The following is a 15,593-nucleotide window of genomic DNA, read 5'->3' on the forward strand; positions in this document are numbered from 1 at the left end:
GTTGCGGATACGCCACCGCCAGGTTCGGCCGTTCCGTCGATCAAGATCACCGGTCCCGTGGGCCCCGGCAGGCTCAGTGGCCCCGGTTTGCCCCAGCGGTCGCCGACGGGGACGGCGAGGCGGCGAGGCGGCGAGGCGCATCCTGCAGACCGAGCTCGACGGGACACCGGCGCAGCTGCCGGGCCGGTGACCTGCGCCGCACGGCCCGCGCACGGCGCCTGCCGATTACCGCTGCGCCCCCGGCATTGGACAGGATGGGCGGCATGACCGAGATCCGCACCCCCCGCCTCATCCTCCGCCGCTGGACCGACGACGACCTCGCCCCCATGGCGGACATCAACGCGGACCCGGCGGTCATGCGCTGGATCGGCGACGGCTCCGTCCTGAGCCTGGAGCAAACCGCCGAGGAGATCGAACGATGGGAAGAGGAGTGGGACGACGAGGGCTTCGGCCTCTTCGCCGTCGAATTGCTTGCCTCGGGCGAACTGGCCGGATGCGTCGGCCTGTCCGTACCCGGTTTTCTTCCGGAAGCGGCGCACGAGGTGGCGATCAGCTGGCGCTTCGGACGGCAGTACTGGGGCCAGGGCTATGCCTCCGAAGCCGCCCAGGCCGTGCTGGAGTTCGCCCTCCAGGACCGCGGCCTGGACCGTGTCATCGCCGTCAACCGGCTCGGCCACGAGGCCTCGGACAACGTCCTGCGCAAGCTCGGTATGGCCGTCGAGCGGGAGGCGACGCATCCGGAGTACGGCCATGCGCTGACGGTGCACAGCATTGATCTCACGGAGTACCAGGGCTGAGCGGGGCATGGCGCGGGGGCGGCCCGAAAGCCGGGCGGGGCCGCCCACGCACCGTGCACCGCACGCCCGGGTCAGCGGGTGGCCGCCGACGGCTGGGCGAGGTCCAGGTCGAGGACCTCGTCGGCGCCGCCGGCGAGGGATATCGGGACGGCGTGCGGCGGGAAACCGGCTGCCGTGAGGGTGTAGTGAGCGCCGCTCAGCTCGGAGAAGGCAAAGACGCCGTCCGGTCCGGTGACGGTGTGCCCCGCGACGGCGCCGTCCTCGACGAGGGTCACGGCGGCATCGGCGAGCGGCCGGCCGTTCGGGCCCCGTACCGTTCCACGGACCGTGGCGGTCGGCTGCAGGCGGGCGTCCTGCCGTTCCGGCTCGCCGCCGGACAGTTCGACGGCACGGGCCTGCGGCTGGTGGCCGGGGGCGCTCAGCACCAGGGTGTACGGGCCGGGCGGCACAGGGGCGAGGTCCCAGCTCCCATCGGTGCCGGAGGTCGTACGGGTCACCACGTCGCCACCGGCGCCGGTGAGGACGATGCCTCCGCCGGCCAGCGGGGCGCCCTCAGGGCCAGGGCCCCCGAGCAGCACGCCGCCCAGCCGGCCGGTGCCCGCGAGGATCAGATCGACCCGGGCGGAAACGTCCTCGCCTCGGTACATGGCCGAGACGGCATACGGGGTGTGGCCGGGCGCGGCGCCGGTGAGAACGTAGGTGCCCGCCGCGGGGGCCGCGAGCGCATAGCCCCCGTCGGCGTCGGCCGTGGTGACGCCGGCTTGCCGCCCCTGGCGGTCGATCAGGGTGATGCTTGCGCCCGGTATCGGAGTACGGGAGGTGTCCAGGACCCGGCCGGAGAAGCCGGAAAGGGTCCCGGCCGACTCGGCCGCGGTCGGCCCGGTCGCGGTCGGCTCGGCCCGCACATCCGGCACGGCCGCAGCGGCGGCCTCGGCGCCGGCACCGGCCACGCCCCCGGCACCGCTCTCACCGATGTCGCCGCTGCCACCACCTTCACCACTGTCACCGATGACGCCACTGTCACCGCCGTCCGTGCTCTGCGCGACCAGGGTCGGCCGGGACGTCTGGCGCGTCGAGGGCAGGAAGAAGGCCAGGGCGGCACCGACGATGACGGCGGCCGCGGCGATCAGGAAGGAGACCCGGAACCCGGCCATCGTCGGTACCGTGGCCGGTCCCATCCGCTGGGACATACGGGCCAGCACCATGCCGATCACGGCGCTGGACACCGAGGTGCCGATCGAGCGCATCAGGGTGTTCAGACCGTTGGCCGCGCCGGTCTCGGAGGGGTCGACGGCACCGATGATCAGCGCGGGCAGCGAGGAGTACGCCAGGCCGATGCCGGCGCCGAGGACCACCGCGATGATGACGGTCTGCCAGGGGGCCTTCATCAGGCCGATGCCCGCGCCGTAGCCGATCGCGATGACCAGCATGCCGAGCAGCAGCGAGACCTTGGGGCCGCGCCGGGCGGCGATCCGCGCGTACAGCGGGGCGACGAGCATCATCGTCAGGCCCAGCGGCGCCATGCACAGGCCGGCCACCACCATGGACCGGCCGAGGCCGTAGCCGGTCGACTCGGGCAGCTGCAGCAGCTGCGGGAGCACCAGGGAGACCGCGTAGAAGGCCACCCCGATGGTGATCGAGGCGAGGTTGGTCAGCAGGACCTCACGGCGGGCGGTGGTCCGCAGATCGACCAGGGGATCGGCGATGCGCAGCTCCATCACGCCCCACAGCACCAGGATCAGGGCCGCGATGCCGAACAGCCCGAGGGTGCTGGGCGAGCCCCAGCCCCAGTCGCTGCCCTTGGTGATGGGCAGCAGCAGGGCGACCAGACCGGCCGACAGCCCGAGGGCGCCCGCCACGTCGAAGCGTCCCCGGGCACGCACCGCGCTCTCCGGGACGGTCAGGAAGGTGAGCAGCATCGACAGCACACCGAGACCGGCGGCGCCGAAGAACAGGGCGTGCCAGTCGGCGTGTTGGGCCACCAGGGCCGCGACCGGCAGTGCGAGCCCGCCGCCCACACCGATCGACGAGCTCATCAGGCCCATGGCCGAGCCGAGCCGTTCGCGCGGCAGCTCGTCGCGCATGATGCCGATGCCGAGCGGAATGGCGCCCATTGCGAAGCCCTGCAGCGCCCGGCCCACGATCATGATGAGCAGATCGCTGGTGAACCCGCAGATCAGCGAGCCGACGACCATGACGGCGAGGCTGGTCAGCAGCATCCGCCGCTTGCCGTAGAGGTCACCGAGACGCCCCATGATGGGCGTCGAGACGGCACCCGCGAGGAGGGTGGCCGTCATCACCCACGTGGCGTTGCTGGGTGCCGTGTTGAGCAGCACCGGCAGGTCCTTGATGACCGGCACCAGCAGCGTCTGCATGACCGCGACGACGATGCCGGAGAAGGCCAGGACCGGGACGATGCCACCGCGGGTTCTGCGGTGCCCGCCCGTGGCCGCTTCGGGCACCGGGGGCTCGGCAGTGGTGCCCGCCCCCCTTCCGGGGAGCTGGTCCGTCGTCATCTGGGTCATGCGGGCAGCCTCCAGGGCGGCAGAGGTGAACGTCAGTGGGAGTGGGGGGTGCACGGGTTGTGAGAGCGGCGGAGCAGGGGTGAGCAGCAGCGTTCGAGGTGTGGGGCGTCTCCCCCGGACATCGGCACGATCAGGCCATGGATACGTGCATGCCGAACGTTTTATTGCGGCGGTCTATTCCGCGAGACCGGCCACCTTCGCTCCCCGGCGGCCGTGATCTGCCTCACTCCGCCCCGGCCCCGGCTCCCCCTCGCCCCGCTCATCGCGGCCTCCCCCTGACTCGTCCTCGACGCGCGGACTTTACTGAACCCGCCGAGTCCCAGTGAACAGCACACCACTGACAATCCCGTCCGGCAGAGAGCACAGGACGCCGCTGCCCGGCCGCTCCCGACAGCTCACCCACCGCTCCCCACGCCCTCGGTCCGTCCACGACGAGAGGCGTCGCGGGAGCCCCCGCGACGCCTCTGACCTGCACTGTTTAGGCACGACACTTACACAGCTCAGCAACCAACACCGCATACGCGGTATGTTTCCGCCTCCCGCCCCCGCCGGGCGATCCACGCCGCCCGGCCGCCGCAAGCCGCCCGGCCCGGGGTGCCGGAGTCAGCTCGCCGCGGCATCGATCCCGGCACTCGCCGGCACCTTCCCCTGCAGGGCCGCGTCGAGTTGTGCACCGCGCTCAGAATCCAGCTTGAGCTTGGCAAGGATGGCCGGCACCGCAACGCTCGGGAGGGTGTGCTCGAAGAAGATGGTCAGCCGGCGGCTGAGATCGGCCCGGTTGGTGAACGCCTGGGACATCATCTGCAGCCCGGCGAAGGCGCCGACGTACAGCTCCGCGGTCTCCCGCACGACGATGCTCTCCAGCACTTCACCGCGGCCCCTCGCCTCGTTCAGCAGCCCCTCCACGAACACGCTCCACGAGAGCATCGACTGCTTGCGGTCGAGATGGTTGGAGCCCTGTTCGACCGCCAGCCGCGCCGCCCCGCGCTGGATCGGGTCACTGCGCAGCCGGTACGCCAGCACCTGCCCCGCGTCGACGAACTCCTGCAACTTGATCTTCTGCGGCTCGACGGCGATGTCCAGTACGTGTTCATCGAGCACCGCCAGCGCGAGCTGCTCCTTGGAGGCGAAGTGGAAGTACAGGGCGCCCTTGGTGACGCCTGCGCGGTCGAGGACTTCGGCGATGGTCGCGCGGTCGTAGCCGAGGTCGTCAAAGACCGCGGCGGCCGCCTCCAAAATCAGTCGCCGGGTCCGGATCGCGCGGTCCTGTTGCGCCACAGGACGCCTCCTGTCTCTCGTGTTTTCCATGTTCGCATCAGTTAGCTACCGCTCAATTCCCCCCTGGGTCAGCCGCTTGCTGCAATTCGATACCCGGCGTTGAAAACAAAACCGGATGGTACGTATCTTATCAGCGATGCACCTCTTCCCGTAGAGACGCCTGGGAGCACTCATGAGCGACACGATGCACGTCAGCGGCACGGTTCAGCCCAGGGCTCCACATCAGACGCACCCGAAGGGGAATCACCACGCGGACGCCGGACATCGCCACGCCCCCTGCGTCCCCCAGGAGTTCGTTCACCGGCCCATTGTCGACGACATCCTGGTCACCTCATGGCGCCGGCTGGACGGCTCCCACTTCACGCTGACCGCCCAGTGGCCGCACGACCACGGGTACTTCACTCCGGCGCACGGCCGCCACCACCTCATCCTCACCGGCGAGACCATCCGCCAGGCGGGGCTGCTCCTGTGTCACACCGAACTCGGCGTACCGGTCGGCCACCACTTCATCCTCGGCAACCTGGTGTACACAACTCACCCCGAGCACCTGGCCGTCGGCGGCGGGCCCACCCGGCTGACGGTCGATGTCACCTGCAGCCGGATGCGCTTGCGGGGCGGCACGCTGTCCAGTGGCCACTTCACCATGACCATCCGCAAGGCGGGCCGGATCGTCGCAACGGGCTACTCCGATGTCACCGTCACCTCCCCTGCCGTCTACCGCCGGATCCGTGGTGAACGGCTGGCCGCACGCCACACCCTGGACCCACTTCCCGTACCCGTCCCGCACCAGCTGACCGGCAGCGCCATGGACATCGATGTCCTGCTGTCCCCGACCGACAGCTCCGGCCGATGGGAACTGCGCATCGCGCCCGGCCACGGCGCGATGGTGAATCCGGCGAATGACCACATTCCAGGAATGCTGCTGCTCGACGCCGCACAGCAGGCCGCCCGCGCGCTGACCGCACCCCAGATCTTCGTGCCGTACGCCTTCGGCACCGAATTCCACCGCTATGCCGAGCACGGCATCCCCTGCACCATCGTGGCCCGGCACGTTCAGTCCGCGCTCCCCTCCACCACGACGGTCCAGGTCACCGGCTCCCAGGAGGGCAAGCCGGTGTTCGTCTCCACCCTGACAGCACTGGACGCCCAGCGTTGAGCGCGCACCTCACGAGCCACAGCAATCTCGGCAGGGACTCCACACTTCATGAGCCACCGGGCCACGCGACCTGCGAAGCCGTCTGTCGCGAGTGGTGGCGGCTCTTGAGGCATGGGCATCGGGCTCCCCTGCTGTCCCACCAGCAGGGAAAGCAACCGGCGGCAGCACGCCACCACAGGTGAACGGAAGGCCAAGAACGATCATGGGTGACCTCAAGGGGAAGACCGCACTGGTGACGGGATCCAGCCGCGGCATCGGCCGGGGCATCGCCCAGCGCCTCGCGGAGGACGGTGCGCTGATCGCCGTCCACTACGGCAGCAATGACATCGCGGCCAAGGAAACGGTCGAAAGCATCACGCGTGCGGGCGGCCGGGCATTCATGGTCGGCGCGGAACTGGGAGTTCCCGGTGACGCCGAAGACCTCTTCGCCGCCTTCGACGCCGAACTCGCCGCCTCCGGCGCGGAGCCCGGCCTCGACATCCTCGTCAACAACGCAGCTCAGAACTTCCCCGGGCGCATGGACGAGGTCACCTACGAGGAGTTCGACCGCACCCTCGCAGTCAACATCAGGGCTCCGTTCTTCCTCATCCAGCACGGTCTGCAACGGATGCGGGACGGCGGACGCATCATCAACATCTCGTCGGCGGTGACGACTACGGCGCACCCGTCGCAGATCGCGTACAGCGTCGCCAAGGGCGCCCTGGAAACGCTCACACACACCCTCGCCAAGGACGTCGGCGCACGCGGGATCACGGTGAACACCATCGCACCCGGCTGGGTCGAGACCGATGTGACGGCGGCGCGGAGAGCGACGCCGGAGGGGCGGGCCGCAATGGCGGCCTATTCCGTGTTCAACCGCATCGGCCGCCCCTCCGACATCGCGGACGTCGCCGCGTTCCTGGCCTCGGACGCATCCCGTTGGATCACCGGCCAGCGCTTCGACGTCACGGGCGGCTCGATGCTCTGACCGTCGTCGGTGCGGCCCTGGGCCGGGATGCGCCGCGGTGCCGTCAGGCGTCGTGAAAGACCAGGCCCAGGGAGTGCCGGTGGCCCGAGCGGACGGTGCTCACGCCATGGCGTACGGGGCCGGCCGACCAGCCGCGGGCGGAACGTACGGGGCGGTCGCGGGTGGTGAACACCAGGGCGTGGCCCTGCCGCAGGACGGTGGAGGTGCCGCGGGACTGTGCGCGCGGCCGCTGCTCGACGAGCAGGAATTCACCGCCGGTGTAGTCGGTGCCCTGCTCGTCCAGGCCGATGACGACCTGGAGGGGGAAGACCATCTCCCCGAAAATGTCGCGGTGCAGCGCGTTCCAGTCGCCCTGCCCGTAACGCAGCAGGATCTGCGAGGACTTGGTCTGCCCGGCGTCGTGGCACATCGTGAGCCACTCCCCCAGGGTGTCCGGCCAGGGGGCCGGTCTGCCGAGTCTGGCCGCCCAGTCGCGGGCGGTCCGCAGCAGGTGCGGGTAGAACGCCTCGCGGAGGGACTGCACCGGTTCGGGAAGCGGGTCGGCGAAGTAGCGGTACCGGCCCGAGCCGAAGCGGTGCCGTGCCATGTCGACGGTCGAGCGGAAGCGGGAGGAATCGTCGTACAGCGCGGCCAGGGCGCGGCAGTCGGCCGGGTCGAGCAGCCGTGGGGTCACCGCACAGCCCAGGCTGTCCAGTTCCTCGGACAGGGCCGTCCAGCCGGCAGCCGCCACCCGCTCGGCGAGCTCCGTGGGACGGGCTCGGCGCCGGGTGGTCGTGGTGGTCATGGTGTGCTCCAGGGGGAGTTGGGGCGGGCAGGGCGGCTCTCAGGGAACGGAGCGGTGAGACTCACGGGGAGCGGGACGGTGCGGTGCGGCCCGCGTCCGGTACGGCGGAGTCAGCCGGCGTCCGGCGCGGCCCCCTCGATGCCGAGGAGCTGCCGCTTGCGTACGGGCCCGCCCGCGTATCCCGACAGGGATCCGTCGGCGGCGATCACTCGGTGGCAGGGCCGGACGACGAGCAGCGGATTCGCGCCGATCGCCGTGCCGACGGCGCGCACCGCCCCCCGCGCCGCGCCGATCCCGGCCGCGATGGCCCCGTACGTGGTCGTGGTCCCGTACGGGACGGCCTCCAGGGCCCGCCACACGCGCCGTTGGAAGTCCGTGCCCCGGGTGTCGGCGAAGGTGAGGGCGAAGCGGGTCAGCTCCCCGTCGAAGTAGGCACGGAGCTGACGGGCGATCTCGGCGAAGGCGTCCGGATCGTATGTCCAGCCGTCCTCGACGGTCGCGCCGCCCTTCTGGCCGGGCACGCTGAGCGAGGCGAGCGCGGTGCCGCCGGGTGCGGCGGCTGATTCCTCGCCCACCAGCAGGAGTTCGCCCAGCGGGCTGTCGAGGGTGGTGTAAAGCGTCATGGTCCGGTGCTTTCCGTGGTGGAGGGGCGGGTGTGCGCCGGTTCGGTGACCGGCACGTTCCAGAAGTGGTGCTGGGCGTACGAGCGCCAGGGGCGCCAGGCGTCCGACCGGGCGGCCAAGTCGTCCGTGGGGGCTCCGGCCCGGCGCATTCCGGCCAGTACGGCCGCATCGCCGGTGAGCAGCACATCGGGGTCCCCGAGGGCGCGCATCCGGATGTAGCCCGCGGTCCACGGGCCGATGCCGCGCAGACCGAGCAGCGCCCGTTCGGCTTCGTCCCGGTCGGCTCCGGCGTCCAGTGTGACGGTGCCGTCGGCGAGTGCGGCGCCGAGGGTGCGCAGGGTCGTCCGCCGCGATCCGGGCATGCCGATCTCCGCGAGCGAGGCCTCCGCCAGATCGTCGGCGCGGGGGAAGAGGTGGGTGAGCGCACCGGACGGCTCCGGCAGGGGTTCGCCGTACGCGGCGACCAGTGCGCCGCCGAGAGCGCGTCCGGCCGCGACCGAGACCTGCTGGCCGAACACGGCGCGGACCGCCAGCTCGTCCGGGTCGGCGGCCCCCGGAGACCGCAGTCCGGGATGCCGGTCCACCAGCCGTGCCAGGACGGGGTCTTCACCAAGCCGCTCGGCAACCGCGTACGGGTCCGCGTCCAGGTCGAAGAGGCGCCGCACCCGCTGCCCTGCGGTGGTGAGATCGCGCAGTTCGGTCAGGCGCAGCCGGCAGTCCAGCCAGCCGGATCCGGTCGCCTCGTCGACCTCGGCGATACCGGTGCCGTGCGGCAGCCGCAGGGTGCGCCGGTAAGTGCGGGCGCCGGGCTCGCCGCTGACCTCCTCGATGCCGGTGATCGCGCGCCGCCGGAGGTGGTCGAAGAGCTGCCGTGCCGCGTACGGGCCCCGGAAGGCCAACCGCAGCGGCAGCACCCCGGGCGTACCGTGCGACGCCACCGGGGCGCCGCGGACCGCTGTCCCGGGGCGGCCGGACCGCAGCTCGCCCGGCGTGAGCGCGTAGATCTCCTTGATGGTGTCGTTGAACTGGCGCACGCTGGCGAACCCGGCGGCGAACGCGATCTCGGCGGCCCGCAGGCCGGTGGTCTGCAGCAGGACCCGAGCCGTGTGGGCACGCTGGGCCCGCGCGAGCGCCACGGGGCCGGCGCCGAGCTCGGCGTTCAGCTGCCGCTGCACCTGCCGGGTGCTGTACCCGAGCCGGGCCGCCAGCCCGGTGACCCCCTCCCGGTCCACCACACCGTCGCCGATCAGCCGCACCGCCCGCCCGACGACATCGGCGCGGGCATTCCACTCGGCGGAGCCGGGCACCGCGTCAGGGCGGCAGCGGCGGCACGCCCGGAAACCCGACCCCTGGGCGGCCGCGGCGGTCGGGAAGAAGGCGACGTTGCGCCGTCGGGGCGTGGTGGCGGGGCAGCTCGGCCGGCAGTAGATCCCGGTCGTGGACACCGCGAAGAAGAAGGCGCCGTCGAATCTGGCGTCCCTGCTGCGCACCGCCTCGTACCTGCTGTCCTCGCTCATCACAGGTCCACTGTGCCGCAGGTCGGGCGGCGGTGCTGGCGGAAATCGGACGGCGCGTTCGGGCCCGGCGAAGGGGCCTCGGCCGGTCAGGCCGGCGGCATCGGCCAGTCGTCCAGGGAACCGCCGCGCCATTCGACGAGCCGGGGGTCGTCCAAGGCAATGTCCTCGGCCGGGCCGGCGACACCCGCGCGGCGAAGGAACTCGGCGACATCACCACGGCCGTGCGCCAGGCCGACGATCTGCCCACGCACGGTCACCCGTCGGCCACCGGAGGGCGTCGGCGGGTGCACGATGACAGGCGGATGCTCGGACATGCATCCAGCGTGCGCCGCGCTCTTGGCTCGCGCATTTCGACAGCCGCCATGAGCAGCAATCCTTGCCGCCGCAAGCATTCACTAGGCTGACCGGTGGCCGGGGCCACCAAAAGGCCGCTCCACAGCGCCCCGGAACCGGCCTCCCCGACGGAATGACGAGGCCGACCGTGAACAACCCCCTGGACTCAGCCGAGTTCTCCCGGAACCCGTATCCGCTGCTCGCCGCCCTGCGGGCGCGCGGCCCGGTACAGCGGGTACGTACGGACAACGGCCGTACGACCTGGGTCGTCACCGGGTGGGCAGAGGCCAGGGCGGCGCTGGCGGATGCCCGGCTGTCGAAGGACACCGGCCGCTACTTCGCCGACCGGCCCGGCAACCGCCGGCTGGCCCCCGCCGTCAGCCGCACCCTGCTCGCCACCGACCCGCCGCACCACGGCCGGCTGCGGAAGCTGGCGATGAAGGCGTTCACTCCGGCGGCCGTGGCACGGCTGGAGCCCCGCATCCGCGCGATCGCAGAGGAGCTGGCCGACGCACTGGCCGCGCGCGGGTCGGCGGACCTCGTCGAGGAGTTCGCCGTGCCGCTGCCGATCACGGTGATCAGCGAGCTGCTGGGGGTGCCGGAGCCGGACCGTGCGGCGGTCCGGCGCTGGTCCCATGACCTGTTCGCCGCGGCGGCCCCGGACACCGTGGACCGCGCGTCGCATGCCCTCAGCGACTACATGACGCGGCTGATCGCGGCGCGGCGCGAAAATCTGGGGGACGACGTCCTCAGCGGTCTGATCGCCGCCCGGGACGAGGCCGACCGGCTGTCCGACGCCGAACTCGTCTCCCTGGCCGTGCTGTTGGTGGTCGCAGGTCACGAGACCACCACCCATCTCATCGGCAACGGCATGGTGGCCCTGCTCCAGGACGACGCACTCCGCTCCCGCCTCCGGGCCGATCCCGGTCTGCTCCCCGCCGCGGTCGAGGAATTCCTGCGCTACGACTCCCCGATCACGCTCGCGACCTTCCGCTTTGCCACCGAACCCTTCGACCTCGGCGGCGCCCGGATCAGCGCGGGAGAGGTGGTGCTGGTGTCCCCCGGAGCCGCCAATCGTGATCCGGCGCGGTTCACAGCGCCGGACGAGGTACGCCTCGACCGTCACCGCCGTACGGAGGCAACGGAGGCAAAAGCGGCAACAGAAGGATGGGACGCTCCCGGACCTCCGGCCCCTCCCCGGTGCCCCCGGCCCCCGGAGGGGATCCCGGGCGCCGACCGCCCGGGCGGTCATCTCTCATTCGGACACGGCCCGCACCACTGCCTCGGTGCCCCGCTGGCCCGCCTCGAGGCCCGTATCGCCTTCGAGGTGCTGCTGACGCGTTTCCCGGGCATCCGGCCGGCGGTGGACAGTCGGGACGCGCTGGAGTGGCGTCACACCCGCCTGATGCACGGGCCGGCCCGCCTCCCGGTGTTCCTCGGCCCGTGACAGCGGACCGGCGCCGTGACCGCGGTGCGGCGGTCACGACGCCGCTAGCCACGGCGCCGGTAGTCCTGACGCCGGTGCGCGGCGGGCCGGTGTCAGACCTTGAGCTGTCTTGCGTCAGACCTTGAGCGGCTTGATCGCGGTGGGCGCATGGCCCGGCTCGGTGGCGATGTCCTCCCACTCCTGGACACTGGCGATGTCGCTGCCGCTCATCGAGATGTTGGTGATCCGCTCGAGGATCGCCTCGACCACGACCGGGACGCGGTGCTCGGCGGCCAGCTTCTTGGCCTCCTCGAAGGCGGCACCCAACTCGCTCGGGTCGGTGACGCGGAGGGCCTTGCAGCCCAGGCCCTCGACGACCTTGATGTGGTCCACGCCGTAGACGCCCAGCTCGGGGGCGTTGATGTTCTCGAACTCCAGGTTGACCTGAAAGTTGATGTCGAGGTTGCGCTGGGCCTGGCGGATCAGGCCCAGGTACGCGTTGTTCACCAGGACATGCACGTACGGGATCCTGTGCTGGGCGCCGACGGCCAGCTCTTCGAGCATGAACTGGAAGTCGTAGTCGCCGGAGAGGGCGACCACCGGCGTCTCCGGGTCGGCGGTGGCCACGCCCAGCGCGGCCGGGATGGTCCAGCCGAGCGGGCCGGCCTGGCCGCAGTTGATCCAGTGGCGCGGCTTGTAGACGTGCAGCATCTGCGCGCCGGCGATCTGGGAGAGGCCGATGGTGGTGACGTAGCGGGTCTCCGGGCCGAAGGCCTTGTTCATCTCCTCGTAGACGCGCTGCGGCTTCATCGGGATGTCGTCGAAGTGCGTACGCCGCTGCAACCGGGCCTTGCGCACCTGGGTGGCGGCGGCCCAGTCGGAGCGGTCCGGCAGCGCGCCCGCGTCCCTGAGTTCGCGCGCGGCCTCGACGAACAGCTCCAGCGCGGCCTTGGCGTCCGAGGCGATGCCGTAGTCCGGGGCGAAGATCTTGCCGATCTGGGTCGGTTCGATGTCGACGTGGACGAACTTCCGGCCCTGGGTGTAGACGTCGAGCCTGCCGGTGTGGCGGTTGGCCCAGCGGTTGCCGATACCCAGGACGAAGTCGGACTCCAGGAAGTTCGCGTTGCCGTAGCGGTGCGAGGTCTGCAGGCCGACCATCCCGGCGTTGAGCTCATGGTCGTCGGCGAGGATCCCCCAGCCCATCAGGGTGGGGACGACGGGGATGCCGGTCAGTTCGGCGAACTCGACCAGCAGCTCGGAGGCGTCGGCGTTGATGATGCCGCCACCGGCAACGATCAGCGGCCGCTCGGACTCGTTGAGGAGCGCGAGTGCCTTCCCGACCTGGGCGCGGGTCGCGGTCGGCTTGAAGGCCGGCAGCGGCTCGTACGTCTCGGGGTCGAAGTCGATCTCCGTGAGCTGGACGTCGACCGGCAGGTCGATCAGGACCGGACCGGGCCGCCCGGAGCGCATCAGGTGGAAGGCCTGCTGGAAGACGCCGGGGACCTGCGCGGCCTCCATGACCGTGGTGGCGGCCTTGGTGACCGGCTTGGCGATCGCGGCGATGTCGACCGCCTGGAAGTCCTCCTTCTGGATCACCGCGGTCGGCGCCTGGCCGGTGATGCACAGGATCGGGATCGAGTCACCGGTCGCCGAGTAGAGGCCGGTGATCATGTCCGTGCCGGCCGGGCCGGAGGTGCCGATGCAGACGCCGATGTTGCCCGGGTGGGTGCGGGTGTACCCCTCGGCCATGTGCGAGGCGCCCTCGACATGGCGGGCCAGCGTGTGGTCGATCCCGCCGGCGCCCTTGAGCGCCGCGTAAAAGGGGTTGATCGCGGCACCCGGCACTCCGAAGGCATGGCTCACGCCCTCCCGCTTGAGGATCTCCACCGCGGCACGAGCGGCTGTCATTCGTGGCATCGAGTACTCCTGCGTCGACCTGTCACGGGCAAGCTCCAGCGAAGGGCCAGAGGGGGTGATTCCGCATCGTGGAATTAATGTTTTGCTCTACGGAAGGAACGTAGAGCGCGGTGCCCCACCCGTCAAGGGGAGGCCGGGCCTCCCGCACGGAAGTCGGCGATGCGGCGCAGGCGGGGGCGGGGACGGGCGCGCGGTGACGCACCACAGAGACACGGGCAGCCGCTACGGGCAGCGGACGGGGGGGGCGGCCGTGCGATCAGCGGCCGCACGACGCAACGCAGCGGAGCTCCACCGCAACTCCCTTGCCGTGGGGCTCCCTTACCGGAGGCAGTGATTACCACTTACGGCGACCAGCCCATTCTTCGAGCCTCCGGGCGCCGTCATTCAGCGAGGGAGACGGCCGTGACACCGGGAAGCAATGCACTGATACCCCCCCGAGAGCCGCGGCGACGTTATAGGTTTCACCAACTCAAGACGTGGCGCTCGCCTCTGCCGGCAACCACACCGGCAACCACGCCGACATCCGCACCAGCAGCCGCACCGGCGATGACAAGCCGGGCCTCATCCACTGGTTGAAGGTTGCATGAGCGCTTTTCGGCGTCCGCGGCCGCGCCCTCCGCATACGCCGGCCCCGTCATACGCACCGCATGCCGCCTGGGCGCAGCCCGGCCCCTGCCCCCTTCCCGGCGCACCCCCAACGCACCGCCGCCGCATCCCCGGATACCCCCGGCCCGCCCCGAGTCGATCCCCCGGAATCTCCCGGAACCGTATTTCGGCGCTCGGCAGAAACGGCACAAAAAAGTCCCGCCCGACGACCGGGCGGGACCCACGCAAAAACCACTCCGCGCGCTTACGGCACGTACACCTCAGCGGATCGGCATTCCCGAAATCGTCCGGGCGATCACCAGTCGCTGGATTTCGCTGGTGCCCTCGAAAATCGTGTAGATGGCCGCGTCGCGATGCATCCGCTCGACCGGGTATTCGCGGGTGAAACCGTTGCCGCCGAGGATTTGCACGGCTTGTGCGGTGACCTTTTTGGCGACCTCGCTGGCGAAGAGCTTGGACATGGAGCCCTCGGCGGAGGTGAACGGCTTGCCGGTCACCGCCATCCAGGAGGCACGCCAGACCAGCAGGCGGGCGGCGTCGATCTGGGTGCGCATATCGGCGAGCTGGAAGGCCACGCCCTGGTTGTCGATGATCGGGCGGCCGAACTGGGAGCGGGTCTTGGCGTACTCCAGGGCCTCCTCGTAGGCCGCGCGGGCGGTGCCGACCGCCATCGCGCCGACGGCCGGGCGGGAGGCCTCGAAGGTGGCCATGGCGGCGTTCTTCACGCTCCCCCGCTCTCGGCTTCGCTCGAGCGGGGGGACCCCCACGCCACCGCTCTTGGCTTTCTCGCGGGAACGGGCGAGGCGTTCGTCCAGCTTCTCCTTGCCGCCGAGCAGGCAGTGACCGGGGACCCGGACGTCCTCCAGGACGACCTCGGCGGTGTGCGAGGCGCGGATCCCGTGCTTCTTGAACTTCTGCCCCTGGGAGAGACCTGGGGTGTCCGGGGGGACGATGAAGGACGCATGTCCCTTGGAGCCGAGGCCGGGTTCCACGGCGGCGACGACGACATGCACATTGGCGATGCCCCCGTTGGTGGCCCACGTCTTGGTGCCGTTGAGCACCCACTCGTCCTTGGCCTCGTCGTAGACCGCGCGGGTGCGTATCGCGGCGACATCCGAGCCGGCGTCCGGTTCCGACGAGCAGAAGGCCGCGACCTTCACGTCGTCGACATCGCCGTACATCTGCGGGATCCAGGTGCCGATCTGCTCCTCGGTGCCGTTCGCGAGCACGCCGACGGCAGCGAGTCCGGTCCCCACGATCGACAGGCCGATGCCGGCGTCCCCCCAGAACAGCTCCTCCATGGACATGGGGATACCGAGGCCGGTGGGGTCGAAGAATTGCTGGGCGTAGAAGTCCAGCGAGTACAGACCGATCTTGGCGGCTTCCTGGATGACCGGCCAGGGGGTCTCCTCGCGCTCGTCCCATTCGGCGGCGGCGGGGCGCATGACGTCCGCGGCGAAGCCGTGAACCCAGTCACGGACTTCCTTCTGCTCGTCGTTGAGCTCCATGGTGAACTCGGCCATGTCCCCTCCACTGCTGCCTGGCATTACTGTTGTTACTAGCGGTAACCCGCAGTGTGTTACTCGTCAGTAGGGGATGTCAACTCCCCTGAGAACGAATTCGCCGTGGAGATCGGGTGTTACGTTGCGCGAGCGCCACGGATT

At 70.8% G+C, this 15,593-nt stretch carries 12 protein-coding genes; 4 read left to right on the forward strand and 8 right to left on the reverse strand.

The window, feature by feature from the left end:
- The first annotated feature begins 263 nt into the window (after nt 1-263).
- The gene (locus OHS81_RS01630) at nt 264-797 is read left to right on the forward strand and encodes a GNAT family N-acetyltransferase (RefSeq protein WP_328381723.1); all 534 of its coding nucleotides are present in this window, start codon (nt 264-266) and stop codon (nt 795-797) included.
- Nucleotides 798-868: 71 nt separating this feature from the next.
- Here the strand turns inward: OHS81_RS01630 and OHS81_RS01635 are convergent, their stop codons facing one another.
- Both OHS81_RS01635 and OHS81_RS01640 read right to left on the reverse strand, forming a co-directional pair.
- Nucleotides 869-3,322, reverse strand: a complete 2,454-nt coding sequence (locus tag OHS81_RS01635; RefSeq protein WP_328381724.1) for an MFS transporter — start codon at nt 3,320-3,322, stop codon at nt 869-871.
- 603 nt (nt 3,323-3,925) lie between these two features.
- Complete coding sequence (locus OHS81_RS01640) at nt 3,926-4,600, reverse strand: ScbR family autoregulator-binding transcription factor (RefSeq protein ID WP_328381726.1); 675 nt, start codon at nt 4,598-4,600, stop codon at nt 3,926-3,928.
- Between the two features lie 172 nt (nt 4,601-4,772).
- Here OHS81_RS01640 and OHS81_RS01645 point away from each other — a divergent pair, with 172 nt between their 5' ends.
- Together OHS81_RS01645 and OHS81_RS01650 are read left to right on the forward strand one after the other, a co-directional pair.
- A complete protein-coding gene (locus tag OHS81_RS01645; protein WP_328381728.1) occupies nt 4,773-5,756 on the forward strand; it encodes a ScbA/BarX family gamma-butyrolactone biosynthesis protein in 984 nt (327 codons plus the stop codon).
- 202 nt (nt 5,757-5,958) lie between these two features.
- On the forward strand, nt 5,959-6,723 hold the full coding sequence (locus tag OHS81_RS01650) for an SDR family NAD(P)-dependent oxidoreductase (protein WP_328381730.1): 765 nt from the start codon (nt 5,959-5,961) through the stop codon (nt 6,721-6,723).
- A gap of 43 nt (nt 6,724-6,766) precedes the next feature.
- Here OHS81_RS01650 and OHS81_RS01655 read toward each other — a convergent pair whose 3' ends face one another.
- The 4 genes from OHS81_RS01655 to OHS81_RS01670 form a co-directional block, all read right to left on the reverse strand.
- On the reverse strand, nt 6,767-7,507 hold the full coding sequence (locus OHS81_RS01655; protein ID WP_328381732.1) for a 2OG-Fe(II) oxygenase: 741 nt from the start codon (nt 7,505-7,507) through the stop codon (nt 6,767-6,769).
- Between the two features lie 110 nt (nt 7,508-7,617).
- Nucleotides 7,618-8,130, reverse strand: coding sequence for a methylated-DNA--[protein]-cysteine S-methyltransferase (locus tag OHS81_RS01660; RefSeq protein WP_328381734.1), 513 nt, complete (start codon nt 8,128-8,130; stop codon nt 7,618-7,620).
- The gene (locus OHS81_RS01665; protein WP_328381736.1) at nt 8,127-9,647 is read right to left on the reverse strand and encodes an AlkA N-terminal domain-containing protein; all 1,521 of its coding nucleotides are present in this window, start codon (nt 9,645-9,647) and stop codon (nt 8,127-8,129) included. The genes OHS81_RS01660 and OHS81_RS01665 overlap by 4 nt, the downstream gene beginning before the upstream one ends.
- 86 nt (nt 9,648-9,733) lie before the next feature.
- A complete protein-coding gene (locus OHS81_RS01670; protein WP_086717821.1) occupies nt 9,734-9,961 on the reverse strand; it encodes a hypothetical protein in 228 nt (75 codons plus the stop codon).
- Between the two features lie 167 nt (nt 9,962-10,128).
- On the opposite strand from OHS81_RS01670, the gene OHS81_RS01675 reads away from it, so the two are divergent.
- Complete coding sequence (locus OHS81_RS01675) at nt 10,129-11,427, forward strand: cytochrome P450 family protein (RefSeq protein WP_328381738.1); 1,299 nt, start codon at nt 10,129-10,131, stop codon at nt 11,425-11,427.
- Between the two features lie 114 nt (nt 11,428-11,541).
- On the opposite strand, the gene gcl is transcribed toward OHS81_RS01675, so the two are convergent.
- Nucleotides 11,542-13,323, reverse strand: coding sequence for a glyoxylate carboligase (gene gcl, locus OHS81_RS01680; protein ID WP_328381740.1), 1,782 nt, complete (start codon nt 13,321-13,323; stop codon nt 11,542-11,544).
- Between the two features lie 866 nt (nt 13,324-14,189).
- A complete protein-coding gene (locus tag OHS81_RS01685) occupies nt 14,190-15,452 on the reverse strand; it encodes an acyl-CoA dehydrogenase family protein (RefSeq protein ID WP_328381742.1) in 1,263 nt (420 codons plus the stop codon).
- Nucleotides 15,453-15,593 lie beyond the last annotated feature (141 nt).

The sequence above is a fragment of the Streptomyces sp. NBC_00400 genome, assembly GCF_036048035.1.
Classification (GTDB): Bacteria; Actinomycetota; Actinomycetes; order Streptomycetales; family Streptomycetaceae; genus Streptomyces.